Below are 26,262 nucleotides of genomic sequence, written 5' to 3'. Positions count from 1 at the left end.
GCGAGCGGCTGTAGTAGTGAGCGATACCGCTGTCGGCCGTCAGCTGCAGGGCCTCACGGTTCATCCACGCGACCATCAGCACGCGCTGGGTCTTTTCATCCTGGGCGATGGCGGTCACCAGACCGTTGCCATCCCACTTCACTTCATCCAGCCACGGGCTGTTGTTCATGGTTTTCCTTTAGCTCTCGGGACTCAGGACTCAGTATTCTGGATGAGCCAAAATCACGGCAACACATCGGTTCCCGAATCCCGGCTCCCCGATCCCGCATCGCTACCGCACTTACAACCTCACCTCTATCCCCGCCTCGCGCATGGCTTCTTTAGCCTGACGCACGGTGTATTCGCCGAAGTGGAAGATACTGGCAGCCAGCACCGCATCCGCCTTGCCTTGTGTGACCCCGTCGACCAGATGCTGCAGATTGCCGACGCCGCCAGAGGCGATCACCGGCACCGACACCGCATCCGCGACCGCACGCGTGAGCGCCAGATTGAAGCCGGCCTTGGTGCCGTCGCGGTCCATGCTGGTCAGCAATATTTCACCGGCGCCATAGTCGGCCATTTTGACGGCCCACTCGACCGCATCGATGCCGGTAGCCCGCCGTCCGCCGTGGGTGAAGATTTCCCAGCGGCTGTTGTCGGCATTCACCGCCTTGGCATCCACCGCCACCACAATGGCCTGACAACCGAAACGTGCGGCTGCCTCGCGCACCAGGTCCGGATTGGTGATGGCCGCAGTATTGATACCGACCTTATCGGCACCGGCATTGAGCAGGCGGCGGATATCATCGACTTTACGCACGCCGCCTCCCACGGTCAGCGGAATAAAGACCTGATCGGCCACCGCTTCGATCACATGCAGGATCAGATCGCGCTCGTCGGAGCTGGCGGTGATATCGAGAAAAGTCAGCTCGTCGGCGCCCTGATCGTTGTAGCGTTTCGCAATCTCGATCGGGTCGCCGGCATCACGCAAGCCAAGAAAATTGACGCCCTTGACCACACGGCCGGCGTTGACATCAAGACAGGGAATAATGCGTTTGGCGAGCATGGGCGTAGAACCGGGAATGGTAAATGGGGGGAAGTAGATCGGGAGTGGTGAGTAGGGAGCGGGGCACGAAGGACTGGGCGTGGGGAGCAGGTACGCCCCCCTCTTACACCCTATTCCCCATCCCGCTCCCGTCTATCAGTCCGACAGTTCGTCTGCCAGCGCTTGCGCCTCGGCAAAATCGATGCTGCCTTCGTAGATGGCACGGCCGGTGATGGCGCCTTCGATACCCTCGGCCTGTACCGCGCACAGGGCACGGACATCATCCAGATTGGTCAGGCCACCCGAAGCGATGACCGGCACAGTCAGCGCCTGTGCCAGCTTGACGGTCGCGTCGACATTGACGCCATTCATCATGCCGTCGCGGCCGATATCGGTGTAGATCACCGACACCACGCCATAGTCTTCAAAACGCTTGGCCAGATCGATCACCTTGTGCGGTGTCACCTTGGCCCAGCCATCGATGGCGACCATGCCGTCCTTGGCATCCAGGCCGACAATGACGTGGCCGGGGAAGGCATCACAGGCATCGTGCAGGAAGCCGGGGTTTTTCACCGCAGCCGTACCGATAATCACATACTTCAGGCCCATATCGAGATAAGCCTCGATGGTGTCCAGATCGCGGATGCCGCCACCCAGTTGCACCACCATGTCCTTGCCGACCGCCCCCAGAATGTCGCGGATGATGCCGCGATTCTTGGGCTTGCCGGCAAAAGCACCGTTGAGGTCAACCAGATGCAGGCGCTCGGCGCCCTGATCACGCCAGTGCAGCGCGACCTTGACCGGGTCGTCGGAAAACACGGTCGCGTCGTCCATCACGCCCTGCTTCAGGCGTACGCATTGGCCGTCTTTAAGATCGATAGCGGGTATCAGCAACATGATGCATTCATCTACAGAAGGTTAAACACAGCCATCCCAGGCAAGGAAATTCTTCATCATCTGAAGCCCTGCGCGGTGGCTCTTTTCAGTGTGGAACTGCGTGGCAAAAATATTATTACGCCCGACGATACAGGAAAACCGTTCGGGATACTCGCTCTGGGCCAGGCTCAAGGCGCTGTCGTCAGGCGCGAAATGGTAGCTGTGGACAAAATAAAAGCGCTCGCCGTCTTCGATGCCGGCAAACAGTGGGTGCGGCCGGGTCTGAAACACACGGTTCCAGCCCATATGCGGCACCTTCAGGCGCTCGCCGTGCGCATCGTGTAAGTCATGGCCAAAACGCAGGACATTGCCGGGGAAAATGCCCAGCCCGGCGGTGTCGCCCTCGGCGCTGTGTTCGAACAAGAGCTGGGCGCCGACGCAAATGCCGAAAAACGGCTTGCTGCGCGTGGTTTCCAGCACCGCCTCGGCCAGACCGTGGGCGCGCAGTTCGCGCATGCAGTCCGGCATCGCGCCCTGGCCGGGAAACACGACCTTGTCGGCTTTGACCACACGGTCCGGATCGGAGGTCAAAAAGACTTCGGTGCCGCTGTCGCTGACGACCTGCACCGATTTCAACACCGAGTGCAGATTGCCCATGCCGTAATCGATAATGGCGACCTTCATGCCGTCAACGTCCCCTTGGTCGAGGGCATCTGCCCGGCCATGCGCTCGTCAAACTCGACCGCCATGCGCAGTGCACGGCCAAAGGCCTTGAACACGGTCTCGGCCTGATGGTGGCTGTTGATCCCGCGCAGATTGTCGATATGCAGCGTCACCATGCTGTGGTTGACGAAGCCGTGGAAAAACTCGGAAAACAGATCAACGTCGAAATTACCAATGCTGGCACGGGTGAATTCGATGTTGTACACCAGGCCTGGGCGGCCGGACAGGTCGATCACGACCCGGCTCAGCGCCTCGTCCAGCGGCACATAAGCATGACCATAGCGGCGTATGCCCTTCTTGTCGCCGATGGCACGGGCAAAGGCCTGACCCAGCGTAATGCCCAGATCTTCCACTGTGTGATGGGCATCGATATGCAGGTCACCGACCGCATGGATATCGAGGTCGATCAGACCATGGCGCGCGATCTGGTCCAGCATATGGTCAAGGAAAGGCACGCCGGTATCGAAGCGGCCGATGCCGCTGCCGTCAAGATTCAGCGAGACGGTGATCTGCGTTTCGGAAGTATTGCGGGTAACAGTCGCGGTACGCATGGTTCAGCTCAGGATGTCGTAAAGGGCGGCCAGCAGCGCATCGTTCTCTTGCGGGCTGCCGACGGTAAAGCGCAGGCAGTCCTGCAGCAGCGGATGGGCGCCATCCAGTTTCTTGATCAGGATCTTGTTTGCCTTGAGCGCATCGAATACGGCCAAAGCCCCCGGCAGGCGGCAGGTGATGAAGTTGGCCTCGCTGGCAAACACCGTCATCTGCGGCAAGGCGGCAAGCGCCGCTGCCAGACGCGTACGCTCGGCGCGCAGGATGTGCGCCTGTTCATCGAATAGCGGCAGATGATCAAGCGCGAAATGTGCGGCTTCCTGCGTCAGCACATTGATATTGTAAGGCGGGCGCACCTTGTCGATTTCAGCCAGCCATGCGGGATGGCCGGCAGCGTAACCCAGGCGGATGCCGGCCAGGCCCACTTTGGATACGGTGCGCAATACCAGCAGATTCGGCACGGTGCCGGCCTGAGCCATCAAGCTGTCGTCGGCAAAAGCCTGATAGGCCTCGTCGACCACGACCAGACCCGGCGCCGCCGCAATAATGGCCTCGACCGCAGCACGCGGATAGCGGTTGCCGGTCGGATTATTGGGGTAAGAGATAAACACCACTGCCGGCTGATGCTCTGCAATGGCCGCCAGCGTCGCGTCCAGATTCAGACTGAAGTCGGCATTCAAGGGCACGCCGACATAGTCCATGCCGGACAGGATGGCGTTCATGCGGTACATCACGAACGATGGCTCAAGCGCCAGCAGTTTGGCACCCGGACGGGCCAGCGTCTGCGTAATCAGAGTAATCAGCTCATCCGAACCATTACCCAGCAAGACCTCGGCCGGGTCGGGGATGGCAAACGCAGCCTTAAGCCGTGGCTTGAGGCCGGCACCGGCCGGGTCGGGGTAGCGGTTGATGGCAACACGGCCAAGGCGTGCACCCAGTTCTTCCTGCAAGGCCGGCGGCAAAGGAAACGGGTTTTCCATCGCATCCAGCTTCACCATACCGCTTGCATCCGCGACATGATAAGCCTGCAGCGCGGCAATTTCCGGCCTGATCCATTGTTGTACTGACAATTTCATCTCGATCTTGAGTTTCGACCCGTCATCGCTGAACGGGCCTTGTTATGTCCATATCGTATCGCGATATGACATAGAGCGCGAGTACTACGCCTTGCTCTCCATCCTCATCTCAGCCGCGCGCGCATGGGCGGTAAGCCCCTCGCCATGGGCCAGCACGCTGGCAATCTGCCCCAGTTGCTGCGCGCCCGCACGCGAGACGCGGATCAGGCTGCTGCGTTTCTGGAAATCGTAGACACCCAAGGGGCTGGCAAAACGTGCGGTACGACTGGTCGGCAAGACATGGTTGGGGCCGGCACAATAGTCGCCCAGGCTCTCGGAAGTAAAACGCCCCATAAAGATCGCGCCGGCGTGTTTGAGCGCTGGCAGCCAGGCTTCTGGCTCGGCCACCGACAATTCCAGATGCTCGGGGGCGATATAGTTGGCGATGCGGCAGGCCTCGGCCAAATCGCTCACCTGCACCAGCGCGCCACGGTTGCTCAGGCTGGCTTCGATAATGGCGCGCCTTGGCATCATAGGCAGCAGCTTCGCGATGCTGGCTTCGACCGCCGCGATATAGGCCGCGTCCGGGCACAACAAAATAGCTTGGGCGATCTCGTCGTGTTCGGCCTGGCTAAAGAGGTCCATGGCGATCCAGTCAGGATCGGTTGTGCCGTCGCAGATCACCAGAATCTCGGACGGACCTGCCACCATATCGATGCCGACCACGCCGAATACGCGGCGCTTGGCGGCGGCAACATAGGCATTGCCCGGGCCGGTGATCTTGTCTACCTGAGTGATGGTTTCGGTGCCGTAAGCCAGCGCGGCGACAGCCTGAGCCCCCCCCACGGTAAACACCTGATCGACGCCGGCGATAAAAGCCGCCGCCAGCACCAGATCATTTTTTTCACCGGCCGGCGTCGGCACCACCATCAGGATTTCACCAACCCCGGCCACCTTGGCCGGCAAGGCATTCATCAGCACCGAGCTCGGATAACAGGCCTTGCCACCAGGCACATAAATGCCGACCCGGTCCAGCGCGCTCACCTGCTGTCCCAGCAGCGTGCCGTCTTCGTCTTCATAGCTCCACGACTGCGCCCGCTGCTTTTCGTGGTAGCGCGTCACTCTCGCCGCCGCTGCGGTGAGGGCCTCGCGCTGTGCATCCGGCAGACGCAAAAAAGCCGCTTCCAGCTCGGCGCGCGTCAGGGTCAGCTCGGCCATGGACGTAGCCTGCATGCGGTCGAAACGATTGGTGTATTCGACCAGCGCCGCATCGCCACGGGTTTTGACATCCTCGCAGATGGCGGCGACACGGGCATCGACCTCGGGGTCCTGCGCGGTCTCGAAGGCCAGCAGTGCGGCCAGCTTGGCTGCAAAGCCAGACTCGGTACTATTCAGTTTTTGCATGCGTCCCCCTCAGGCCGGTACGGCCGATGCAAACGCATCCAGCACCGGCTGTATGGTCGAATATTTCAGCTTGAGCGCCGCCTGATTCACCACCAGCCGCGAGCTGATATCGAGGATGTGCTCGACCGCAAGCAGATTATTGGCTTTCAGCGTATTGCCGGTCGAGACCAGATCGACGATGGCGTCAGCCAGCCCGACCAGAGGGGCCAGTTCCATTGAACCGTACAGCTTGATAATGTCGACGTGCACGCCCTTGCGCGCAAAGTGCTCGCGTGCGATTTGCGGATACTTGGTGGCAATCTTGAGGCGTGCGCCGTGCTTGACCGCAGCCTCGTAGTCGAAGTCGTTCGACACCGCAACCATCATTTTGCAGCGCGCAATATTCAAGTCCAGCGGCTGATACAGACCATCGCCCCCGTGCTCGATCAGCACATCGCGCCCGGCAATGCCCAGATCCGCTGCCCCATATTGCACATAGGTCGGCACATCGGAGGCGCGCACGATCACCAGCTTGACATGTTCGTGGTTGGTGTCGATCACCAGCTTGCGCGACGACTCGGGATCCTCGGCCGGCACAATGCCGGCCGCCGCCAACAAGGGCAGGGTTTCTTCGAAAATACGTCCCTTGGACAGGGCAATGGTCAGTTTCATGATCGTTACTTCTAATAAGAATCAGAGTGACAAGGCGCGGCGCTCGCGTTCCAGCGTGGCGATATAGCGCTGCACCAGGTTTTCGCGCGCCGAAGTCATATTCAGGAACTGGCAGCCAACACGGGTAACTTCTACATCATTACGCTGCAGTTGGGTCTGGCTATAACGCACCTCGAATGCCACATCCAGCACGCCAAAAGGCTTAAGCTCGATATGGCAATCGCGGTAAGCATCACCGACGGAAAAACCGGCCAGACCAGACTGCGGCAGCAATAAGGCCATGCCCCCCAGGCTGATATCGGACAGGGCAAGTTCCAGTGCGGCACCAGGGTAGTCGCCAATACGGCATAACAAGGGATTGACCCGCGGTGTCTGGATGCGGAAACACTCGCGACGCTGCAATTTAACGACCGCCTCAGGCAAATCGGCGGCCAGCGCCGTGCGCCCCTCATGCTCGATACGGAGTACCGGGCCCAGCACACATTGGGTCTTTACGCCTTCGGGAGCGCAGACAAACACATTGCGCTCGCTGGCCAGCAACTGGCGGTTGGCTTCTTCGTTGCCACCCCAGTCGAACACCAGACGGCCGGCATCCAGATCGACATCCAGCAAACGGGTCAGTACAAAAGTCTTGCCGTGGTTGGCGAACAAAGTCGCCATCGCACCGGACAAGGCGATCGTTTTCAGATGGTGGGCAATTTCCAGCCGGGTCGTAAGGGTAAATTGAGCCAGATCCAGCGAACCGGGTTCACGGGGCACATTATTGGGAGAATCTGTACTCACTGGGCTTATCCTGATACATACATGACATCAATCGGCACAGTCTACCGCAACAGCTCCCGAATATCATGAACTAGCGCAGCCGATGGCGTGCCATATGCCTGATACACCCGCAAGTTGCCGGCACCATCGAACAGGTAAGAGCCGGCGCTATGGTCCAGCGTATAGCCGCCGCCTTCTGTCGCCACCTTTTGTGCCACCACCTTGAATTGGGTCGCGACCCGATCGACCTGCGTCTGGCTACCGGTCAAGCCGATAAAACGCCGGTCGAAATGCGGCACATAAGCGGCCAGTACTGCCGGGGTATCGCGCGCGGGATCCAGCGACACAAACAAGACCTGCACCCGGTCCGCCTGTGGCCCCAGCGCCTTCATGGCCTGCGCATACTCCAGCAAGGTGGTCGGACAGACATCCGGACAATGGGTGTAACCGAAAAACAGCGCCACCGCCTTGCCGCGAAAATCCGCCAGCGACACTGTCTTTCCCTGCTGATTTGTCAGGGTGAAATTGCCGCCAAAAGCGACACCGCTGATATCGCTGCCCTTGAATGCGGGCGCGGCGCTCTGCGGCGTACATGCCATCAAGGCCAGCAGACAACAACAGAACAGCACGCGGCGCAGCATCAGGACAGGGGTATCCGCCAGTAGTGATCGAACATCAGCGCCGCAAACAGCCAGGTCAGATACCAGATCGACCCGCGAAACATGCGCCGAGCAAGTTCATCAGCATACTTGTGATGCAGACGGGCGGCAAGCCCGATGAAATAAGCATTCAGCCCCAGTGCCGCCAGCAGATACAGCAGACCGCTCGCCCCCAGCGCCACCGGCAATAGCGAAATGGCGGCCAGCAAGATGCAGTACAGCAGCATGGTCAAGGTGGTGAAGCGCTCGCCGTGGGTGAGCGGCAGCATGGGCAGGCCGGCGCTGCGGTACTCCTCGCGCCGGTATAGCGCCAGCGCCCAGAAGTGCGGCGGCGTCCAGGCATAGATAATCAGAAACAACACCATGGCCATCGCGCTGACTTCGCCCGTCACCGCGGCCCAGCCAAGCAGCGGCGGCATAGCTCCACTGGCGCCGCCGATCACGATATTCTGCGGGGTATTGGGCTTGAGCAGCAGGGTATAGATAATAGCGTAGCCGACAAAAGTCGCCAGCGTCAGCCACGCCGTCAGCGCATTGACAAAAGCCACCAGCAAGGCCATGCCGAAACCGCCGGCCGTCAATGCAACGACCAGTGTCAGCGCCACGCCCGCATCGCCGCGAGCCGTGGCGCGGCTGGCCGTGCGGCGCATGCGCGCATCCAGGCCACGCTCAACCAGACAATTAATCATCGCCGCCGCCCCGGCCACCAGCGCGATGCCCAGCGTTGCCGGCACCATCAGCGCCATGTCGGGCACACCGGGACTCGCCAGCAGCATGCCGATCACGGCGCAGAACACAATCAGCAACACCACGCGCGGCTTGGCCAGACGCCAGAGCTGGCGGGCGGAAGGGCGGACAGGGTTCAGGATTTGTGTCGTCATGCTTGCTCTCCGGACAGTCGGGCAAAACGGCGCGCGCGCACGGCAACGGCGGCAGATAGTGGCGAAGTGAAACGCAGCGCCAGCGCCAAGGCGCAGGCCAGCAACAACATGGCGCCGGCGTTGTGCGCCACGGCCAGTGCCAGGGGAAGACCCAGCAAGACATTGGCCACGCCAAGGGCAATTTGCAGCAACCACAACAGCAATAAAACGCGGCGCTGCCCCTGCCAGTCAGCCTGATGGCGTCCGCACCACACCAGCAACAGCAATAAAGCCGATACCAGCACCGCCCCGATTCGGTGTACCCAGTGGATGGCGACCAAGTGGCCGAACGACAGCAAGCCGCCATCGGGGGCCATGCCCAGCTCGCGCGTCAGATGGAAAGCATGATCAAAACGCATTTCAGCCGGCTGCCACTGCCCGTTGCACTGCGGAAAGCCCTCACAGGCCAGTGCGGCATAATTGGACGAGACCCAGCCCCCCAGCAGGATTTGCGCGATCAGCGCCACGACCAGCGCCCATGCCAAAACCCGCTGCCACAATGCCGCCCCATGCGCCGGCAAAAAGCGCTGGCTGGCCAGCGCCGCCAGCATGGCCACAATCAGCATGCCGCCTATCAGATGCAAGGACACGATCACCGGCTTGAGCAGCAAGGTGACCGTCCACATGCCAAGCAAGCCCTGCACCACCACGGCCAGTAGCAAGAGCGTGCTGATCATGCGGCTGGAAAGCGACAGCCGGCGCCGCCAGGCGGTGATACATAGCAGCAGAATGACCCCGCCCAGGCCTGCGGCCAGATAGCGGTGTATCATTTCCTTCCATGCCTTGGCCATGCTGACCGGCCCATATGGGTCTGCGCTGTAAATGTCGACAATCACATCCCGCGCATGGGCCGGCGACAGCTGGCCATAACAACCCGGCCAGTCCGGACACCCCAGCCCGGCATCGGACAGGCGGACAAAAGCGCCCAAGGGCACCACGACGCAGGCAATCAGCAAAGCCAGCATCAGCAGGTGATGGATGCTGCGCGGTAATGGTTTCATGCTTCCCCCTCTCCCGGTATCGATACGTCGCCAGCGCCCGCTCAGCCCAGACCGTTATTGGTTTTCATGATCTTGGCCACCTCACGGATGATGCGGGTCGGTTCCGCTCCCGGCGGATAATTGAGCACCTGATTACCCAAGGGATCGACCAGGGTCAGGCCGGGCAGCAAGGCCGGCTCGCGCCCGATCAGCGTCGTTACCTGACTGGTATCAACCGGCGAGAAGGCATCAAACAGCGTCAAGGACACCAGCCTCTCGCCCGCCTCGCCCTGCGCCAGTTGAATCTGGCCGAGATTGAAACGCTGGCGAGTGCATTCGGCATCACAGGGCGCACGCGCGGCATTGAGCAGCACCCACTTGCCCTTGGGCCAGAGCGCTTGCCGGCTGACAGCCAGTGTCTGCGTGGCCAACAATGTGCCGTAGCTCTTGCCGCCGTCAGGCGGGGCGGCAAAATAAGTCAGCGTGGACGCCAATACCGGCGCCACACACACGCCCAGAATCAGCCACAACTTGCTACGCGCTTTCATTGCACTTCCTCCATCGCCAGCGTATGCGATCGCCTGCCGGGTTTAAGCAAACGCCAGGCCGACGCCAGTAACAACAAGCCCAGCAACAGCCATTGCAAGGCATAGGCAAAATGGCGCTGCGGGTCGAATGCCGGCTTGAATGGCGAAGCCAGCAAACCGGCCAGCGGGACTTCCAGCACCACCACACCGGCACGCAGGCTTGCGCCATAACGGGACACCAGCACCTCGCGCGAAGGCGCATCGACCACGCCTTTGTGCCCCAGTCGCGCACCGGACAGGGTCAGCAGCTGTGGCCATGGCTGCCAGCGGCCATGGCCACTCAAGCGATGCGGCAGCACGGGTAAGCGGCCATCGGGCGCAATGCGTCCCGCATCCACCATCACCATGCTGCCATCGCTCAGGCTCAGTGGCAGCCATACGCGGTAATCCGGACGTCCGCCCAAACCCGTGCCCTGCCATAGCAAAACATCGCCCGACACCCTTCCCTCGACCCGGACCCGGCGCCTATCCGGTGCGGCCACCCGATCCGCCGTCGTCATGGCCTGCGGCGACTGCAAGGCCGCCGCTTCGACGGCAGCCAGCTCGGCACTGCGTGTGACACCGCGCTGCCACTGCCACAGGCTGAGCACAAACGGCAGCAGACAGCAGCCGATAATGACACTAGTCTTCAAAGACAGACTCTTGGGCGCAAACCTCATGAAAATCCTTATCGTCCTTGCCTTGCTGGCCATCCTGCTTGCACTGTTTTCCGCGCTCTTTGGCCTGCTGCGTCCTGACGCTGACCGTACACGTACGGTACGCGCCCTCACCTTGCGCATTGCGCTATCCATCGGCCTGTTTCTGCTGCTGATAGCCTCGCGTCTGTCAGGCGGGTGGGGAAGCCATTAACCCTCCCCCTCTCTACTCACAACCAATACACAAATACAAACAGCAGCAGCCACACCACATCAACAAAGTGCCAGTACCAGGCGGCGGCTTCGAAGGCAAAGTGGTTGTGCTCGCTGAAATGGCCGCGCAACACGCGCACCCAAATCACCGCCAGAATCAGCGTCCCGACCAGAACATGCATGCCGTGAAAGCCGGTCATCATGTAAAAGGTCATGCCGTAGGCGCCGGAGGCGAAGGACAGCCCCAGCTCGCTCAGGGCATGGTGGTACTCATAGGCTTGCAGGCTCAGGAACAGACAGCCCAGCAACACGGTGATGCCCAGCCCCCAGGCCAGCTGGCTACGTTTGCCTTCGATCATGCCCCAGTGCGCCCAGGTCAGCGTGCCGCCCGAGCTCAACAAAATGGCGGTATTGATGGCCGGCAGACCCCATGCGCCCATTGCCTGGTAAACGGCATCAATGCCGGGCGCGGTCTGCAAGGGCCAGGCCGGATTGAAATCGGGCCATAGCAATTTGTGCGTCTCGTCCCCCAGTTCGGGCAGCGCAATCACACGCACGTAGTAGAGCGCGCCGAAGAAGGCGGCAAAAAACATGACTTCGGAAAAGATGAACCAGCCCATGCCCCAGCGGAACGACATGTCTTCGCGCGCGCGATAGCTGCCGGCACGACTCTCGCGTATCACATCGCGAAACCAGCCCACCAGCATCCACACCAGGATGGCGACCCCGGCGCCCAGCGACAGCGGCCCCAGCAACATGCCGTTCAGCGCAAATGCCGCCCCTAGTCCGATGCAGAACAAGGCCACCGCACCGACCAGCGGCCAGCGCGATGGCGGCGGAACAAAATAGCGTGTTTGCTGCGCGGCCGATTCTTCGCCTGCCGCTGTGCCATGTCCTTGCATCTCAGCCTCCCGCGCCATGTGTCACCCGGCGCACAACCCACAGTAAAAATACGATCAGCAGCAGCGCCAGCAATAAGGCGGCGGCAATGATTTCGTACGGTTTCAAGCGCCGGTCAGACTCGGCTGCCTGCCTTTTTCTCACCCCGCCAAAGGCCGACAGCACCGCCCGCAGCGCTGCCCACAGTCTCATGGCGCCACCTTGCCCGGCACATCGAACACGGTGTAGGCCAGCGTCAACTCGCTCAGCTCGGCCGGCAATTCACGCGACACCACGAACACCACCGGAAAGCGCCGCGTCTCGCCCGGCGCAAAAGCCTGTTCCTTGAAGCAAAAACAGTCGAGCTTATGCACATAAGGCCCGGCGGCGGCCGGCAGATAGCGCGGAATGGCCTGGCCGACCACACGCCGGTTGCTGGCATTGGTGATTTCGTAGTCGACGCGGACAAACTCGCCGGTACGCGCCATCATGCTGCGCACCAAGGGCTTGACCTGCCACGGCAAGCCGGGCTGAACATTGGCATCGAATACCAGCTTGACCGGCACGCCCGGCGCGATACTGCTGCCGCCGGCCGGTGCCGCATCGGCCTTGACCACGCGGTTGATGCCGGTTACCTCGCAGATCACCCGGTACATGGGAATCAGCGCCCAGGCAAAGCCGAACATCAGGCAGGCAATCAGCAGCAGCTTTTTCAGCAGGATGCGGTTGTCGCGCATGGCTCTCACCCTCAATGGTGCTCGCCGCCCTTCATCTCAAGAATCACGCCGTTGTCACCCACCTCCAGCTGCGGCGCGACCACAAAACTGTGATACGGCGCTGGCGTGGCGATCGCCCACTCCAGCGTATTGCCGCCTTCCCATGGCTTTTGCGGTGCAGGCTGACCATGGCGGATGGAGCGCACCATGTTGTAGAAGAAGATCAGCTGGCCGAAACCGAACATAAAGGCGCCGACGCTGGCGATGGCGTTAAAGTCGGTGAACTGCAAGGCGTAATCGGGAATGCGGCGCGGCATGCCGGCCAGACCCAGAAAGTGCATGGGGAAAAAGGTGATGTTGAACCACACCAGCGACCACCAGAAATGCAACTGGCCCAGCTTCTCCGAATACATCTTGCCGGTCATCTTGGGAAACCAGTAATAAACAGCGGAGAACAGACTGAACAGCGCACCGGCCACCAGTACATAGTGGAAATGTGCCACCACGTAATAGGTATCCTGCAACTGGATATCGACCGCCGCCACCGACAGGATCACGCCGGACAGGCCGCCTATGGTGAACAGCATCACGAAACCGATGGCGAACAGCATCGGCGTTTCGAAGGTCATCGCCCCTTCCCACATGGTCGCCACCCAGTTGAACACTTTCACCCCGGTCGGCACCGCAATCAGCATGGTCGCGTACATAAAGAACAGCTGGGCGGTGGCCGGCATGCCGGTAGTAAACATATGGTGTGCCCACACCATAAAGCTGAGGATGGCGATGCTGGAGGTGGCGTACACCATCGACGTATAGCCGAATAGCGGCTTGCGGGCGAAGGTCGGAATCACCTGGCTGACGATGCCGAACGCCGGCAAGGCCATGATGTAGACCTCGGGGTGGCCGAAGAACCAGAAGATATGCTGGTACATCACCGGGTCGCCACCACCGGCGGCATTAAAGAAGTGGGTGCCGAAGTGGCGGTCGGTCAGCACCATGGTCACCACCCCGGCCAGCACCGGCATCACCGCGATAATCAGGTAGGCGGTGATCAGGCTGGCCCAGGCGAACATCGGCATCTTCATCAGCGTCATGCCCGGCGCGCGCAGGTTGAGTACGGTGACCACGATATTGATCGCGCCCATGATCGAACTCACCCCGAGGATGTGGATGGCGAAGATGGTCAGGTCGGTACCCATCCCTCCCTGGGTCGACAACGGTGCGTACAGCGTCCAGCCGGCGGCGGCCGCGCCGCCGGGTACCCAGAACGAGATCATCAGCAAGAGCGCCGCCGGCGGTAGCAGCCAGAAGCTCCAGTTGTTCATGCGCGCAAACGCCATATCCGGCGCGCCTATCATCAAGGGCAGCATCCAGTTAGCGAGGCCGGTGAAGGCCGGCATGATGGCACCGAACACCATCACCAGGCCGTGCAGGGTGGTGAGCTGGTTGAATAGCTCGGGCTGCCAGAACTGCAGCCCCGGACTGAACAGCTCGGCGCGTATGCCCAGTGCCATCACCCCGCCGGAGATGAACATGGCGAAGGAAAACCACAGATATAGCGTGCCGATATCTTTGTGGTTGGTGGCGAATAGCCAGCGGGCAAGGCCGCGCGGTTTGTCATGCTGGATATGGGAGGCGACCTGGGTGCCATCGGCGATATTCATACTGCCTCCTTAAGCCTTGCCGCCGCGCGCGGCCTTGATATCTTTGGGCTGAACCGCGTCGCCGGTGTTATTCCCCCAGGCATTGCGCTCGTAGCTGATGACCGCCGCGATCTCGGTATCGGACAACTGCTTGCCCCAGGCCGCCATCGCCGCATTTTTCTTGCTGCCGTTCAGCACCATATCGATATGGCCGGGCTTGTCGGTGGTGGCCATTTTCGAGCCGGCGAGCGCGGGGAAAGTACCGGGCACACCAGCACCATTGGCCTGATGGCAGGCGACACAGTTCTGCTGATAGACCTTCTCGCCGCGTGCCATCAGATCCGGCAAGGTCCAGACCTTGTTCGGATCTTCCGCCTTGGCCGCGGCCGCTACTTTTTTCGCCGCCAGCCACTGCTGGTAGTCTTCCGGGCTGCGCGCATCGACCACAATGGGCATGAAGCCATGATCCTTGCCGCATAGCTCGGCACACTGGCCGCGATAGATGCCGGGTGTATCGACCTTAAACCAGGTGTCACGCACATAACCGGGAATGGCATCCTGCTTCACCCCCAGTGCCGGCACCCACCATGAATGGATCACATCATTGGCGGTCAGCAGCAGCCTGACCTTCTTGCCGGTCGGCACCACCAGGGGCTCATCGACTTCCAGCAAATACGGCCCGCCGGCAGTCTTGAGCGTACCGTCGCGCGGCGTAGTCAGATGGCTCATAAAAGCCACGCCATCATCCAGATAGTCGTACTGCCATTTCCACTGATAGCCGGTCACCTTGACCGTCATGTCTTCGCCGCGCGTGCTTTTTTGCGCCAGAATGGCTTGCGTGGCAGGCCACGCCATACCAACCAGAATCAGCAGCGGGATGGCGGTCCAGATAATCTCGACCGTGGTGTTTTCGTGGAATTGCTTGGCACTGCGCCCCGCTGACTTGCGGTGGCGGATGATGGCGTAAAACATCACGCTAAAGACGATGACGACGATGGCAACCGTGATATACAGCAGCAGCGTATGCAGATCATAAATACTGCGCGCCACGCTGGTCACCGGCGGCTGCAAGTTAAGCTCGGCCGCCAGCACCACGCCCGGCAACAGCGCAGACACGATCAAGGCTAGGCGCAATGGCAGCATGATGTCCCCTCAGCATAAACCCCGGCCCAATCAGGCCTAATGGATGCAAACACAACCTTTAAAATGACGGTTGATTCACTGATGCTAGGACAGAATCCGGTGTGTGCAAGAATTACCGATGCTGCATTGCGCTTAACATAAAATGAAACGGTAGCCACTCCGTCCAGGGGTGGCCCATTCATCCTGCCATGGAGTTCAACATGAAAAAAACCTCCCGCCTGACCAGCCTGCTGCTGCTTACCCTGCTGCTCTCCGCCTGCCAGACCATGATGGCGCCGACCGTGCGCAATAATGTCGCCGCCTACGGCGCGCAATGGTTTGCCGATGCCGGTCACCCGCTGGCCGGCCCGCTGGCTTGCGAGAACGCCGGCAATACCAATACGCTGGTTTGCCAGGGCACCACCGCCAGCGGTAAAGCCGCCACCATGAGCGGCGTCATACCCTCGGCCGAAAATGCCGGCGCCCCCTTCATCGGTACCGTCGGCGGCAACCGCGTGTTTACCGCCAATATGCCCTGAGCCCCGGCCATAGACGTAAAAAAGGCACCCTTCGGGTGCCTTTTTGTTTGCGGGGCCGTCGCTTACAGCACAAGTCCACCCAGCAAGAAGCCGAACAATACCGACAAACTGATAGCCAGCACACCCGGAATAATAAACGGATGGTTGAACACAGCCTTGCCGATGCGGGTCGAGCCGGTTTCATCCATTTCCACCGCCGCCAGTAGCGTAGGGTAAGTCGGCAGCACAAACAGCGCCGACACCGCCGCAAACGAGGCAATCACCGTCAGCGGGCTGACCCCAAGCAACAGGGCGGCAGGCAGCAAGGCCTTGGCGGTGGCGGCTTGCGAATAAAGCAGCATGGATGCAAAGAACAGCACCACGGCCAGCATCCACGGGTAGTTGTCGAGCAAGGTACTGGCGGTTTCCTTGATGCCGTCGATATGAGCGGCAACAAAAGTGTCTCCCAGCCAGGCCACACCCATCACGCAGACACAGGCCGACATGCCGGACTTGAAGGTTGCCGCATTGAGTACCTTGCCGGTATCCACCTTGCACAGCAGGGTAATCACGGTTGCAGCCGACAGCATGATCGCCATAATCGCATCGTTACGCGGCATCACCGGTTTTTCGATCAGGCCCACGGTCGGCGAAATAGCCGTTGCGTACAGCATCACCGCCACAATGGCGATCAGAAACAGGCCGACCGACAGCTTGGCGTGCGGCAGGATTTCCAGTTTCTGCCCACCACGTATCGTCACCTGCCCCTTGGCCAGGCGCTCCTGATAGACCGGGTCATCCTTGAGTTCGCAACCCAGACGATTGGCCACCACCGAGGTCAGCAACACGGCGGCCAGCGAAGTCGGTATCGTGATCGCCAGCAACTGCAAATACCCCACGCCCAGCGGCTCGAGAATGCCGGAGACAAATATCACCGCCGCCGAAATGGGCGAGGCGGTAATCGCAATCTGCGAAGACACCACCGAAATGGACAATGGGCGCGACGGCCGTATGCCCTGCTCTTTCGCCACTTCGGCAATCACCGGCAAGGTGGAAAATGCGGTGTGGCCGGTACCGGCCATCAGCGTCATAGAGTAGGTCACCATAGGCGCAAGATAGGTGATGTACTTCGGATGCTTGCGCAGCAGCTTTTCCGCCTGCCCCACCAGATAATCCATACCGCCGGCAACCTGCATGGCCGCAATGGCGGCAATCACCGACATAATGATCAGGATCACATCCCACGGGATATTCCCCGGCGCAACGCCCAGCACGGCCAGAGCCACCACCCCCAATCCACCGGCAAAACCGATGCCTATCCCGCCCAGCCTGGCACCCAGAAAAATGGCGCCCAGCACGATTGCTAATTCTAGCCCTATCATTATTGACTTCCCTTTATTACAAATAGATACCACTTGCATCCAATACGCGCATTGCTCGCCATCCTATGGTAATAGCCGGATTTTTTTTTGATTTGGCGCAGACAAGCAATGCTTTACGCATTAAAAACACAGGGAAAAGTAAAATGGGCCTGCCGCAGCAGCGACAGGCCCATATCAGGCGCACAGTCAGGTATCCGGGAGAGACTCAGGCGAATGCGATCTTGCCATCCGCAATGCTGCTCAAAATAGCCAGCGACTCGACCCGCGACACGCCCGCTTCTTCGATCAGTTTGCGCCCGCTCTGGAAGCCCTTCTCGATCACGATGCCTACGCCCACCACCTCGCCCTGTGCCTGACGCACAATATCGATCAGACCGCAGGCGGCATGACCGTTGGCCAGGAAGTCATCCAGCACCAGCACTTTCTCGCCCGGCGCGAGATAACGACGCGAGACACGCACGCGATAAGTCTTCTGCTTGGTAAACGAGTAGACATCACTCTCGTAGGCATCCTGATCCAGCGTCAGGCTCTCGGTCTTCTTGGCAAACACCACCGGCACATTGCCGAAATGACGTGCAGCCATCACTGCGACCGCAATCCCCGAGGCTTCAACCGTCAGGATCTTGTCAACCTTAACCCCGGCAAAGCGGCGGGCAAACTCGGCGCCCATCGCATCCAGCAAAGCCACATCCAGCTGGTGATTGAGAAAATTGTCGACCTTGAGTACATAACCGTCGAGCAGACGGCCATCGCTGAGGATTTTATCTTTGAGTAGCTGCATGGTGTGAAGGAGGCGGGTGCATGAAAATGCGCGCCATTGTAGCACTGCGTGCGCATGTAATGTCAGAGCCATTACATATGCTAAAAATTACTTCAATACGGTTACGAACAAACCGTCACCATCTGCTATCCAAATAATGGCACGACAAACACAACCATTTAATCAATTTAAACATATTTTGACTAAACAAAAACGACCGGCTAGATATAAGCAGCGGGGATACCTGAAGAGGTGTTCAGTCCCCACACAATCTTAAGCCATAAAAATTGCAGCAGGAGAAGCCCATGAAACATCTCTTTAAAGCCGGCGCTATCGTCATGCTCTGTCTGCCATTGGCAGCTCAGGCCAATGTCATGACACTGGATCTGGATCAGAGCAAGACTCCGCTCGCCAACGCCTCCATCACCAGCAACGCTGGCTGGAGCTGGCAAAATGTCGGTGCCGGCACTCTAAAAGGCACGCTGGATGGCAAGTCGTTCTCGACCTACTGTGTCGAGCTGAACCAGCCGCTAAGCTGGGCCGCTCAAAACTACTCGCTGGCCAGCTTCTCGCCTGCCGATGGCGACATGCTCAACCGGCTATATACCGTCGCCAACCACAAGGTGACCAACCTGACATCTGGCCTTGCCTTCCAGCTGGCCGTATGGGAAATCGTCAATGAAGCCAAAGACAATTTCCAGGTCAAGTATGCACCGTGGACTTCCGGCCAGTTTGGTGCCGCCAATTTGTCTAGCACCCACCAATCGGCCTACCAGAGTGCGAACCAGTGGCTGGCTGAAGCCAAGAGTCTGGATGCATCCAAAATCACCTGGTCAACCCAAAAGCTGACCAATGGCAACTATCAGGATTATGTACTCGCGGCACAAGTTCCCGAACCGGAAACGTACGCCATGATGCTGGCCGGGCTGGGACTGATGGCGGCTATCACGCGCCGTCGCAGCAAAAATGCCGGCAAAAAAAGCGGCATTATCCTGAGCTAGCCCCCATTAACCGACGCGACAAGGCCGACCTCCTGGGTCGGCTTGTCTTGCGTCCGCGCCTTATGAGCCGGTGTGCTTGTGGGGCGGCCTTGTGGGCCTGGGGTTTCAATCAAAAGGGTGTAATGAAACCTTGTGGCTTGCCGCGCTAAACACCGTGTTATCCGAACTTGCAACGGGACGGAAATGGTCTGGAACCACACGGCGTCTGGCAACGGCGTACCGGATTAAAAAATGGGCAGGGTCAAACGTCTCCTTGTGCCTTCAGGCGCTCGTCCTTGTGCGACAGCTTGTTCAGCGCCGACAGATAAGCTTTGGCGCTGGCAACGATAATGTCAGTGTCTGCGCCCTGACCATTGACGATGCGCCCTTCCTTTTCCAGACGCACCGTCACTTCGCCCTGCGATTCGGTACCCTTGGTGATGGCATTGACCGAATACAGCTCAAGCTCCGCCCCGCTATTCACCACGCTCTCGATCGCCTTGAAGGCAGCATCAACCGGGCCGGAACCGCTGGACTCGGCACGCTGCTCGGCGCCATGCTGGGCGAACACGATGGATGCCAGCGGCGGCTCGCCGGTTTCGGTCGCGACTTTCAGCGAGACGAATTTGTAGTCTTCCTGCTCGATGGCAACCAGTTCATCCGACACCAGCGCATGCAGGTCTTCGTCGAAAATCTCGCGCTTCTTGTCGGCCAGTTCCTTAAAGCGGGTGAAGGCGGCATTCAGCGCTTCTTCGCTATCGATAATGATGCCCAGCGCCGCAAGCTTGGTCTTGAAGGCATTGCGTCCGGACAACTTGCCCAGCGTCAGGCGGTTGGCGCTCCAGCCGACCGACTCGGCCGACATGATTTCATAGGTTTCACGATGCTTGAGCACGCCATCCTGATGGATGCCGGACTCGTGGGCGAAGGCATTGGCACCGACAATGGCCTTGTTCGGCTGCACCGGATAGCCGGTAATGGTCGACACCAGACGCGAGGCTGGCACGATCTGGCTGGTATCGATACGGGTCTCCAGATTAAAGACATCGCGCCGCGTCTTGACCGCCATGACGATTTCTTCCAGCGCGGCATTGCCGGCACGCTCGCCCAGACCATTGATGGTGCACTCGACCTGACGCGCCCCGCCCAGCACCGCTGCCAGGCTATTGGCCACCGCCATGCCCAGATCGTTGTGGCAATGCGCCGACCATACGACACGCTGGCCACCGACCGTGGCACCGATCAGATCGCGGAAAAAGGCTTCGGTCACGCGCGGTACGGCATAGCCCACGGTATCGGGCACATTGATGGTGGACGCACCCGCCGCAATGACCTCGCCAAAGATGTGCGCAAGAAAAGTCGGATCGGAGCGCAGCGCATCCTCGGCCGAGAATTCGACGTCATCGGTATATTCGCGCGCCAGCTTCACCGCCTTCACCGCCGCCTCGATCACCTCGTCCGGGCTCATGCGCAGCTTCTTTTCCATATGGATGGGGCTGGTGGCGATAAAGGTGTGGATGCGGCCACGCGCGGCCGGCGTAATCGCCTCGCCCGCGGCGCGGATGTCACGCTCATTGGCACGCGCCAGCGAGCACACGGTCGACTCGCGAATGGCTTCGGCGATGCTGCGGATGGATTCGGCATCCCCGGCACTGGCCGCTGCAAAGCCAGCCTCGATGACATCTACGCCCAGACGCTCAAGCTGGCGTGCAATGCGCAGCTTTTCTTCGCGGGTCATGGATGCACCCGGCGACTGCTCACCATCGCGCAAGGTAGTATCAAAAACGATCAAACGGTCGCCCATATCGAATGCTCTCCTCTGTCCGCCAGTCAGCCTCACGCCGACCAGATAGTCGCTGTAGTCAAATCTCCTGCCCTGGCTTGCTGCCAGCTGCGCCAGCTTGTTCAGTTGCGCCAGCGGCAAACTGCCCCGCTCGCGCCACTTATAGATTGCGGCCCGCGACACCGGTTCATCCGGAAAAGCCAGACTCAAGGCCTCGGCGATAACCCCGGGACCGCCGAAATCGGCGATCAATCGTTCGATGTCCAACTGCATTGCGCTCTCCTGCTGACTGTTTGTCATAGATTAGGAAAAAAAAGACACAACGTCAAACAATATGCCAAAGAATTTTTAATTTCCGCAAAAAAACGTGTCTAATACGCAAAATTAGACATTTAGTCCGATTTTGTGTCTTTTTTATGCAAGGAAACTGTACGGAAAGCCATGCCAGGCACCCCGGACAAGCAGATAGGATATAATTCATTCCTTTTGACTTTTGGGGATTGCCCTTGTCCGAGCGCCTATTCGTGCTGCTGCAGCATGTACTACCCAAGCTGGCCATCACCCGCCTGTCCGGTTTTATTGCCAGCCGCCAAGCAGGCAGCCTGACCCAGAAGCTGATCCGCGACTTTATTAGCCGCTACCAGGTCAATATGGCCGAGGCAGCACAGCCGGATCCTGCCGCCTATCCAAGCTTTAACGAATTCTTTACCCGTGCGCTCAAGCCCGGTGTCCGCCCGCTGGCCGATAGCGCACTCATCTGTCCGGTTGATGGCGCAATCAGCCAGTTTGGCCGCATCGAATCCGGCCAGATCTTCCAGGCCAAGGGCAAGTCTTATAGCACCACCGCCTTGCTCGCCGGCGACAGCACACTGGCCAAGCGCTTCGAGCATGGCCAGTTCGCCACCATCTATCTGAGCCCGCGCGACTACCACCGCATCCATATGCCGTGCGATGGCCGCCTGCTGTCCATGAGCTATGTGCCGGGCGAGTTGTTCTCGGTCAACCCGGCCACCGCCCGCGGCGTCGATGCGCTGTTCGCCCGCAACGAACGCGTGGTATGCGTATTCGACGGCCCAGAGGGTGAATTCGTGCTGGTACTGGTCGGCGCCACCATCGTCGGCAGCATGGCCACCGTATGGCATGGCGTGGTCAATCCGCCACGCAGCAAGGACGTGCGCCACTGGGACTACCGGGATCAGGATATCCGCCTGAAAAAAGGCGAGGAAATGGGCCGCTTCTTGCTGGGATCGACCGTGGTGCTGCTATTCCCTGAAGGCCAGTGTGCATTCAAGCCCGAATGGGCGCCGTCCAAGGCGGTACGCATGGGCGAGGCGATGGCGGATTAAACCTGCCGCCAGACGCAAAAAAGCCGGGACAATATCCCGGCTTTTTTCATGCACTAAACAGGCTTAGTTCTTGGACTGGTCAACCAGCTTGTTCTTGGCGATCCACGGCATCATCGCGCGCAGTTCGGCACCCACTTTTTCAATCGGATGATCGGCGTTCAGACGGCGACGGGCGGTCATCGATGGGTAGTTGGTCTTGCCTTCGAGGATGAACATCTTGGCGTATTCGCCCGACTGGATGCGGTACAGCGCCTTCTTCATCGCTTCCTTGGTGGCGGAGGTCACCACTTCCGGCCCGGTCACGTACTCGCCGTACTCGGCGTTGTTCGAGATCGAGTAGTTCATGTTGGCGATGCCGCCTTCGTACATCAGGTCGACGATCAGCTTCAGCTCGTGCAGGCACTCGAAGTAGGCCATTTCCGGGGCGTAACCGGCTTCGGTCAGCGTCTCGAAACCGGCTTTCACCAGCTCGACGGCACCACCGCACAGCACGGCCTGTTCGCCGAACAGGTCGGTTTCGGTCTCTTCGCGGAAGTTGGTCTCGATCACGCCGCCCTTGGTGCCGCCGTTGGCTGCCGCGTAAGAGAGGGCGATGTCGCGCGCCTTGCCGGAGTTGTCCTGGTACACGGCGATCAGGGTCGGTACGCCGCCACCCTTCACATACTCGGAACGCACGGTGTGGCCAGGGCCCTTAGGGGCAACCATGATCACGTCGATATCGGCAGCCGGTACGATCTGGTTGTAATGGATGTTGAAACCGTGAGCGAAGGCCAGTGCCGCGCCTTTTTTCAGGTTAGGGGCGATATCCTTGGCGTAGACGTCAGGCTGGCTCTCGTCCGGCAGCAAGATCATCACCACGTCGGCCTTTTTCACTGCTTCGGCGACTTCTTTCACCTTGTGACCGGCCGCTTCAGCCTTGGCCCACGATGCGCCATCCTTGCGCAGACCCACCACCACCTCGACACCGGACTCCTTCAGGTTCTGTGCATGGGCATGACCCTGCGAGCCGTAACCGATGATGGCAACGCGCTTGTCTTTGATGATGGAGAGGTCGGCGTCTTTATCGTAATAAACCTTCATTTTGTTTTTCCTTGTGTCGTTATGTTATGGATGGAGAAACCGCAGCGCCGGCAACTATCCCCCGGCGCTTCTTGCCGGACTCCGTTAAATCTTCAGAATGCGTTCACCACGGCCGATGCCGGAGGCACCGGTTCTGACCGTTTCCAGAATCACCGCACGGTCTATGGCCTCGATAAAGGCGCCGAGCTTTTCCGTGGTTCCAGTCAGTTCTATGGTGTAAGTCTTTTCGGTGACGTCGATAATGCGGCCACGGAAAATATCCGCCATCCGCTTCATCTCCTCGCGCTCCTTGCCGGTAGCGCGCACCTTGATCAGCATCAGCTCGCGCTCGATGTGTTCGGACTCGTTCAGGTCGATCACCTTGACTACCTCGATCAGCTTGTTGAGCTGCTTGGTAATCTGTTCGATCACGTCGTCGGACCCGTGCGTCACAATGGTCATGCGCGACAGCGTCGGGTCTTCGGTAGTCGATACCGTCAACGAGTCAATGTTGTAGCCGCGTGCCGAAAACAGCCCCACTACGCGGGACAAGGCACCGGCTTCGTTTTCCAGCAAAATGGAAAGAATGTGTTTCATGGTGATCTCTCCGCTCAGCACAGGTTGCCGTAGTCACGATTGGCCGGCGGCGCATCGTCTTCGCGCATATGCGGCGGCAGATCCATCTGATCCAGCCCCTTGCCGTTGCGTATCATCGGGAACACGTTTTCCGACTGGTCGGTACGGAAATCCATGAACACCAGCCGCTCTTTGAGCTTGGCACTGAAGGCCTCGCGCAGTGCCGGCTCGACATCGGCCGGGCTCTCGATCTTCATGCCGACGTGGCCATAGGCCTCGGCAATCTTCACGAAGTCGGGCAGCGCATCCATATACGACTCGGAATAGCGCGTGCCGTAGAAGAATTCCTGCCACTGGCGCACCATGCCCAGATAACGGTTATTAAGCGAGATCACCTTGACCGGCGTGTGGTACTGCTTGCAGGTCGACAGTTCCTGAATATTCATCTGGATCGAGCCTTCGCCGGTAATACAGGCGACGGTGGCATCCGGATTAGCCAGCTGCGCACCCATGGCTGCCGGCAAGCCGAAGCCCATGGTGCCAAGACCACCCGAGTTCAGCCACTGCTTGGGTCTATCGAATTTGTAGTACTGCGCCGCCCACATCTGGTGCTGGCCCACGTCGGAGGTCACGATGGCATTACCACCGGTAATCTCATAGAGCGCCTGCACCACGGACTGCGGCTTGATGAATTCGCTGGACGGCTTGTACAGCAGGCAGTCACGAGAACGCCAGGCCTCGATCTGCTGCCACCAGTCGGCAAGCGCAGCGGCGTCCGGGCGCTCGCCGGAGGCGCGGATCAGCTCCAGCATCTCTTTGAGCACATGCTTGACGTCACCGACGATAGGCACATCCACCTTGACCCGCTTGGCGATCGAGCTGGGGTCGACGTCGATATGCACGATCTTTTTCGGGGATGACAGGAAATGCTCGGGCACGCTGATCACGCGATCATCAAAACGCGCACCGATGGCAATCAGCACGTCGCAATTCTGCATCGCCATATTGGCTTCGTAGGTGCCATGCATGCCCAGCATGCCGAGAAACTGCGGGTCCGAGCCCGGATAGGCACCCAGCCCCATCAGGGTATTGGTACACGGCAGGCCCAGCGAACGCACAAGCTCGGTCACTTCTGCTGCCGCGCCACCTTGCACCGCGCCCCCGCCCACATAGATATATGGACGCTTGGCGCCCATCAACAGGCCGACGGCCTTCTTGATCTGGCCGGGGTGGCCGCGCGTCACCGGCAGATAGGAGCGGATATGCACACTGTCCGGATAGGCGAATTCGGCGAGCGCCTGGGTCACATCCTTGGGAATATCCACCACCACCGGACCTGGGCGGCCGGTCTTGGCGATATAAAACGCCTTCTTGATCGTCTCTGCCAGATCCTTGATGTCCTTGACCAGGAAGTTGTGCTTCACGCACGGGCGGGTGATGCCCACCATGTCGACTTCCTGGAAAGCATCCATGCCGATGGCCGGCGTCGCGACCTGGCCGGAAATCACCACCAGCGGAATCGAATCCATATAAGCGGTCGCAATACCGGTCACGGCATTGGTCGCGCCGGGACCGGAGGTCACCAGCGCAATGCCGACCTTGTCGCTGGAACGCGAATATGCGTCCGCCGCATGGATGGCTGCCTGCTCATGCCGCACCAGTACATGCTTGAACTGGTTCTGCCTGAAGATGGCATCGTATATTTCTAGAACCGCGCCGCCGGGGTAACCGAAAATATACTCGGCACCTTCTTCCTGCAGGCTGCGGACCAGTATTTCCGCGCCCGATATTTGCATCTTGGCCTCTACTTATCTCTATTGCGTCCCGTTGCAGTTAATGACCATAGCGTATCTGCCAAAACACGGTCAAGCGCTTTTGTGCAGCCGCACAAGGCATGAGCACGCTGGAAAAACCGGCCTTTGCTGCATTCATACCCTGATGGACTGCGCTTTGTTAAGATAGCGTCTTACCCCTATTCCATACTATTGATGGCTACCCGCAAGCAACTGTCCGGTTTTCTGGTTTCGACCATGCCCAAAGCCCTGTATCAAGCCATGCTGGTGCTGCCGGACACGCAGGCGGCCCGACAGGCGCTGACGCGCGCCATGCTGCTCACCATCACCCGCCATGGCGCGGCAAGGCCGGAGCAGCTGCCACTGTTATTCCAGCGCACGCTGACACAAGCCTGCCGCCGCCCTGCCCGCCTATGGCGCCAAGCCGCACTACAGGATGCGGATGCGCCCATCCTGCTGGAAATGCTGGCCACGCCAGCCCCGGAGTCACACTGGCCGGCTAGCAGCGAAGCACCTGCCCTCATCCATGCCGCGCTGGCCTTATTGCCGGACGCAGACCGGCAGGCCTATCTATTGCGCCACTGGCTGGGGTTCAGTCCGCAACAAGCGGCACAAAGCATGGCACTTTCGTCCCGCGCCCTTGCCCGGCATGAGCACGCTGGCCGCC

Annotated in this window: 30 protein-coding genes; 5 read left to right on the top strand and 25 right to left on the bottom strand. The window is 59.8% G+C overall.

The features are described from left to right. The 14 genes from EGI20_RS07930 to EGI20_RS07865 form a co-directional block, all read right to left on the bottom strand. On the bottom strand, positions 1–169 hold a 169-nt coding region (locus tag EGI20_RS07930; protein ID WP_498631023.1), incomplete at its 3' end, for a phosphoribosyl-AMP cyclohydrolase. Positions 170–280: 111 nt separating this feature from the next. After that, positions 281–1,045 (bottom strand): imidazole glycerol phosphate synthase subunit HisF, encoded by a 765-nt coding sequence (gene hisF, locus EGI20_RS07925; RefSeq protein WP_498631022.1) that lies wholly within the window; start codon positions 1,043–1,045, stop codon positions 281–283. Between the two features lie 135 nt (positions 1,046–1,180). Beyond that, positions 1,181–1,921: a 1-(5-phosphoribosyl)-5-[(5-phosphoribosylamino)methylideneamino]imidazole-4-carboxamide isomerase gene (gene hisA, locus EGI20_RS07920; RefSeq protein ID WP_498631021.1), complete on the bottom strand. Its 741-nt coding sequence runs from the start codon at positions 1,919–1,921 to the stop codon at positions 1,181–1,183. 21 nt (positions 1,922–1,942) lie between these two features. Beyond that, on the bottom strand, positions 1,943–2,584 hold the full coding sequence (gene hisH, locus EGI20_RS07915) for an imidazole glycerol phosphate synthase subunit HisH (RefSeq protein WP_124735102.1): 642 nt from the start codon (positions 2,582–2,584) through the stop codon (positions 1,943–1,945). Continuing rightward, positions 2,581–3,174: an imidazoleglycerol-phosphate dehydratase HisB gene (gene hisB / locus EGI20_RS07910; protein ID WP_498631020.1), complete on the bottom strand. Its 594-nt coding sequence runs from the start codon at positions 3,172–3,174 to the stop codon at positions 2,581–2,583. Before hisB ends, hisH begins: the two co-directional genes overlap by 4 nt. A 3-nt stretch (positions 3,175–3,177) precedes the next feature. After that, positions 3,178–4,248 carry a histidinol-phosphate transaminase gene (hisC, locus tag EGI20_RS07905; protein WP_498631019.1) on the bottom strand — a complete coding sequence of 357 codons (1,071 nt, stop codon included), beginning with the start codon at positions 4,246–4,248 and terminating at the stop codon, positions 3,178–3,180. Positions 4,249–4,332: 84 nt separating this feature from the next. After that, on the bottom strand, positions 4,333–5,631 hold the full coding sequence (gene hisD / locus EGI20_RS07900) for a histidinol dehydrogenase (RefSeq protein WP_498631018.1): 1,299 nt from the start codon (positions 5,629–5,631) through the stop codon (positions 4,333–4,335). 9 nt (positions 5,632–5,640) lie between these two features. Then, entirely contained in the window at positions 5,641–6,282 is a 642-nt protein-coding gene (gene hisG / locus EGI20_RS07895) for an ATP phosphoribosyltransferase (RefSeq protein WP_124735098.1), read from the bottom strand. Between the two features lie 21 nt (positions 6,283–6,303). Beyond that, positions 6,304–7,065 carry a flagellar brake protein gene (locus EGI20_RS07890; protein WP_498631017.1) on the bottom strand — a complete coding sequence of 254 codons (762 nt, stop codon included), beginning with the start codon at positions 7,063–7,065 and terminating at the stop codon, positions 6,304–6,306. A 41-nt stretch (positions 7,066–7,106) separates the two neighbouring features. Then, complete coding sequence (locus tag EGI20_RS07885; protein ID WP_498631016.1) at positions 7,107–7,685, bottom strand: SCO family protein; 579 nt, start codon at positions 7,683–7,685, stop codon at positions 7,107–7,109. After that, entirely contained in the window at positions 7,685–8,584 is a 900-nt protein-coding gene (gene cyoE / locus EGI20_RS07880) for a heme o synthase (RefSeq protein ID WP_498631015.1), read from the bottom strand. Before cyoE ends, EGI20_RS07885 begins: the two co-directional genes overlap by 1 nt. Further along, the gene (locus EGI20_RS07875; protein WP_498631014.1) at positions 8,581–9,624 is read right to left on the bottom strand and encodes a COX15/CtaA family protein; all 1,044 of its coding nucleotides are present in this window, start codon (positions 9,622–9,624) and stop codon (positions 8,581–8,583) included. The genes cyoE and EGI20_RS07875 overlap by 4 nt, the downstream gene beginning before the upstream one ends. 41 nt (positions 9,625–9,665) lie before the next feature. Continuing rightward, positions 9,666–10,151 (bottom strand): redox-active disulfide-containing membrane protein, encoded by a 486-nt coding sequence (locus EGI20_RS07870; protein ID WP_498631013.1) that lies wholly within the window; start codon positions 10,149–10,151, stop codon positions 9,666–9,668. Next, entirely contained in the window at positions 10,148–10,849 is a 702-nt protein-coding gene (locus EGI20_RS07865) for an SURF1 family cytochrome oxidase biogenesis protein (protein ID WP_498631012.1), read from the bottom strand. Before EGI20_RS07865 ends, EGI20_RS07870 begins: the two co-directional genes overlap by 4 nt. On the opposite strand from EGI20_RS07865, the gene EGI20_RS07860 reads away from it, so the two are divergent. After that, entirely contained in the window at positions 10,848–11,039 is a 192-nt protein-coding gene (locus EGI20_RS07860; RefSeq protein ID WP_160794925.1) for a twin transmembrane helix small protein, read from the top strand. The two genes, EGI20_RS07865 and EGI20_RS07860, sit on opposite strands and share 2 nt — an antisense overlap. A 16-nt stretch (positions 11,040–11,055) precedes the next feature. Here EGI20_RS07860 and EGI20_RS07855 read toward each other — a convergent pair whose 3' ends face one another. From EGI20_RS07855 to coxB, 5 genes are read right to left on the bottom strand one after another with little or no spacing between them, the layout of a single operon-like run. Next, positions 11,056–11,940, bottom strand: a complete 885-nt coding sequence (locus EGI20_RS07855; RefSeq protein ID WP_498631011.1) for a cytochrome c oxidase subunit 3 — start codon at positions 11,938–11,940, stop codon at positions 11,056–11,058. Position 11,941: 1 nt separating this feature from the next. After that, the gene (locus EGI20_RS07850) at positions 11,942–12,130 is read right to left on the bottom strand and encodes a DUF2970 domain-containing protein (RefSeq protein ID WP_498631010.1); all 189 of its coding nucleotides are present in this window, start codon (positions 12,128–12,130) and stop codon (positions 11,942–11,944) included. Beyond that, a complete protein-coding gene (locus tag EGI20_RS07845; RefSeq protein WP_498631009.1) occupies positions 12,127–12,654 on the bottom strand; it encodes a cytochrome c oxidase assembly protein in 528 nt (175 codons plus the stop codon). Before EGI20_RS07845 ends, EGI20_RS07850 begins: the two co-directional genes overlap by 4 nt. 11 nt (positions 12,655–12,665) lie before the next feature. Continuing rightward, positions 12,666–14,297 (bottom strand): cytochrome c oxidase subunit I, encoded by a 1,632-nt coding sequence (ctaD, locus tag EGI20_RS07840; protein WP_498631008.1) that lies wholly within the window; start codon positions 14,295–14,297, stop codon positions 12,666–12,668. Between the two features lie 9 nt (positions 14,298–14,306). Beyond that, entirely contained in the window at positions 14,307–15,419 is a 1,113-nt protein-coding gene (gene coxB / locus EGI20_RS07835; RefSeq protein ID WP_498631007.1) for a cytochrome c oxidase subunit II, read from the bottom strand. Between the two features lie 200 nt (positions 15,420–15,619). Here coxB and EGI20_RS07830 point away from each other — a divergent pair, with 200 nt between their 5' ends. Continuing rightward, positions 15,620–15,937 carry a hypothetical protein gene (locus EGI20_RS07830; RefSeq protein ID WP_498631006.1) on the top strand — a complete coding sequence of 106 codons (318 nt, stop codon included), beginning with the start codon at positions 15,620–15,622 and terminating at the stop codon, positions 15,935–15,937. A gap of 62 nt (positions 15,938–15,999) precedes the next feature. Here EGI20_RS07830 and EGI20_RS07825 read toward each other — a convergent pair whose 3' ends face one another. Both EGI20_RS07825 and EGI20_RS07820 read right to left on the bottom strand, forming a co-directional pair. Beyond that, the gene (locus EGI20_RS07825; protein ID WP_498631005.1) at positions 16,000–17,298 is read right to left on the bottom strand and encodes an anaerobic C4-dicarboxylate transporter; all 1,299 of its coding nucleotides are present in this window, start codon (positions 17,296–17,298) and stop codon (positions 16,000–16,002) included. 205 nt (positions 17,299–17,503) lie between these two features. Beyond that, entirely contained in the window at positions 17,504–18,079 is a 576-nt protein-coding gene (locus EGI20_RS07820) for a xanthine phosphoribosyltransferase (RefSeq protein ID WP_498631004.1), read from the bottom strand. Positions 18,080–18,363: 284 nt separating this feature from the next. On the opposite strand from EGI20_RS07820, the gene EGI20_RS07815 reads away from it, so the two are divergent. Then, complete coding sequence (locus tag EGI20_RS07815) at positions 18,364–19,059, top strand: PEP-CTERM sorting domain-containing protein (RefSeq protein WP_498631003.1); 696 nt, start codon at positions 18,364–18,366, stop codon at positions 19,057–19,059. A gap of 241 nt (positions 19,060–19,300) precedes the next feature. Here the strand turns inward: EGI20_RS07815 and EGI20_RS07810 are convergent, their stop codons facing one another. Beyond that, complete coding sequence (locus EGI20_RS07810; protein WP_498631002.1) at positions 19,301–21,094, bottom strand: 2-isopropylmalate synthase; 1,794 nt, start codon at positions 21,092–21,094, stop codon at positions 19,301–19,303. A gap of 233 nt (positions 21,095–21,327) precedes the next feature. Here EGI20_RS07810 and asd point away from each other — a divergent pair, with 233 nt between their 5' ends. Continuing rightward, on the top strand, positions 21,328–22,167 hold the full coding sequence (gene asd / locus EGI20_RS07805; protein ID WP_498631001.1) for an archaetidylserine decarboxylase: 840 nt from the start codon (positions 21,328–21,330) through the stop codon (positions 22,165–22,167). A gap of 63 nt (positions 22,168–22,230) precedes the next feature. Here the strand turns inward: asd and ilvC are convergent, their stop codons facing one another. The 3 genes from ilvC to ilvB all read right to left on the bottom strand — a co-directional run bounded on the left by ilvC (position 22,231) and on the right by ilvB (position 25,598). Beyond that, positions 22,231–23,247 (bottom strand): ketol-acid reductoisomerase, encoded by a 1,017-nt coding sequence (gene ilvC / locus EGI20_RS07800; RefSeq protein WP_124735082.1) that lies wholly within the window; start codon positions 23,245–23,247, stop codon positions 22,231–22,233. 84 nt (positions 23,248–23,331) lie between these two features. Then, positions 23,332–23,823, bottom strand: coding sequence for an acetolactate synthase small subunit (ilvN, locus tag EGI20_RS07795; RefSeq protein ID WP_124735081.1), 492 nt, complete (start codon positions 23,821–23,823; stop codon positions 23,332–23,334). Positions 23,824–23,837: 14 nt separating this feature from the next. Next, a complete protein-coding gene (gene ilvB / locus EGI20_RS07790) occupies positions 23,838–25,598 on the bottom strand; it encodes a biosynthetic-type acetolactate synthase large subunit (RefSeq protein WP_160794911.1) in 1,761 nt (586 codons plus the stop codon). 192 nt (positions 25,599–25,790) lie between these two features. Between ilvB and EGI20_RS07785 the strand changes: the two genes are divergently transcribed. After that, the coding region (locus tag EGI20_RS07785) for a sigma factor-like helix-turn-helix DNA-binding protein (RefSeq protein ID WP_498631000.1) at positions 25,791–26,262 on the top strand (472 nt) is incomplete at its 3' end.

It is taken from the genome of Aquitalea sp. S1-19 (assembly GCF_024343515.1).
Note: the sequence above shows the minus strand (reverse complement) of the source record. Positions and strands in the feature narration are given on the sequence as shown.

Coding starts and splice junctions, on each gene's coding strand:
- EGI20_RS07825 (WP_498631005.1), bottom strand. CDS start 17,298: ATGATAGGGCTAGAATTAGCAATCGTGCTGGGCGCCATTTTTCTGGGT.
- hisC (WP_498631019.1), bottom strand. CDS start 4,248: ATGAAATTGTCAGTACAACAATGGATCAGGCCGGAAATTGCCGCGCTG.
- hisA (WP_498631021.1), bottom strand. CDS start 1,921: ATGTTGCTGATACCCGCTATCGATCTTAAAGACGGCCAATGCGTACGC.
- EGI20_RS07885 (WP_498631016.1), bottom strand. CDS start 7,685: ATGCTGCGCCGCGTGCTGTTCTGTTGTTGTCTGCTGGCCTTGATGGCA.
- EGI20_RS07810 (WP_498631002.1), bottom strand. CDS start 21,094: ATGCAGTTGGACATCGAACGATTGATCGCCGATTTCGGCGGTCCCGGG.
- cyoE (WP_498631015.1), bottom strand. CDS start 8,584: ATGACGACACAAATCCTGAACCCTGTCCGCCCTTCCGCCCGCCAGCTC.
- EGI20_RS07845 (WP_498631009.1), bottom strand. CDS start 12,654: ATGCGCGACAACCGCATCCTGCTGAAAAAGCTGCTGCTGATTGCCTGC.
- EGI20_RS07820 (WP_498631004.1), bottom strand. CDS start 18,079: ATGCAGCTACTCAAAGATAAAATCCTCAGCGATGGCCGTCTGCTCGAC.
- EGI20_RS07860 (WP_160794925.1), top strand. CDS start 10,848: ATGAAAATCCTTATCGTCCTTGCCTTGCTGGCCATCCTGCTTGCACTG.
- EGI20_RS07870 (WP_498631013.1), bottom strand. CDS start 10,151: ATGAAAGCGCGTAGCAAGTTGTGGCTGATTCTGGGCGTGTGTGTGGCG.
- hisG (WP_124735098.1), bottom strand. CDS start 6,282: ATGAAACTGACCATTGCCCTGTCCAAGGGACGTATTTTCGAAGAAACC.
- EGI20_RS07850 (WP_498631010.1), bottom strand. CDS start 12,130: ATGAGACTGTGGGCAGCGCTGCGGGCGGTGCTGTCGGCCTTTGGCGGG.
- hisH (WP_124735102.1), bottom strand. CDS start 2,584: ATGAAGGTCGCCATTATCGATTACGGCATGGGCAATCTGCACTCGGTG.
- ctaD (WP_498631008.1), bottom strand. CDS start 14,297: ATGAATATCGCCGATGGCACCCAGGTCGCCTCCCATATCCAGCATGAC.
- hisD (WP_498631018.1), bottom strand. CDS start 5,631: ATGCAAAAACTGAATAGTACCGAGTCTGGCTTTGCAGCCAAGCTGGCC.
- EGI20_RS07830 (WP_498631006.1), top strand. CDS start 15,620: ATGAAAAAAACCTCCCGCCTGACCAGCCTGCTGCTGCTTACCCTGCTG.
- coxB (WP_498631007.1), bottom strand. CDS start 15,419: ATGCTGCCATTGCGCCTAGCCTTGATCGTGTCTGCGCTGTTGCCGGGC.
- EGI20_RS07815 (WP_498631003.1), top strand. CDS start 18,364: ATGAAACATCTCTTTAAAGCCGGCGCTATCGTCATGCTCTGTCTGCCA.
- EGI20_RS07865 (WP_498631012.1), bottom strand. CDS start 10,849: ATGAGGTTTGCGCCCAAGAGTCTGTCTTTGAAGACTAGTGTCATTATC.
- ilvC (WP_124735082.1), bottom strand. CDS start 23,247: ATGAAGGTTTATTACGATAAAGACGCCGACCTCTCCATCATCAAAGAC.
- EGI20_RS07855 (WP_498631011.1), bottom strand. CDS start 11,940: ATGCAAGGACATGGCACAGCGGCAGGCGAAGAATCGGCCGCGCAGCAA.
- ilvB (WP_160794911.1), bottom strand. CDS start 25,598: ATGCAAATATCGGGCGCGGAAATACTGGTCCGCAGCCTGCAGGAAGAA.
- hisF (WP_498631022.1), bottom strand. CDS start 1,045: ATGCTCGCCAAACGCATTATTCCCTGTCTTGATGTCAACGCCGGCCGT.
- ilvN (WP_124735081.1), bottom strand. CDS start 23,823: ATGAAACACATTCTTTCCATTTTGCTGGAAAACGAAGCCGGTGCCTTG.
- EGI20_RS07875 (WP_498631014.1), bottom strand. CDS start 9,624: ATGAAACCATTACCGCGCAGCATCCATCACCTGCTGATGCTGGCTTTG.
- hisB (WP_498631020.1), bottom strand. CDS start 3,174: ATGCGTACCGCGACTGTTACCCGCAATACTTCCGAAACGCAGATCACC.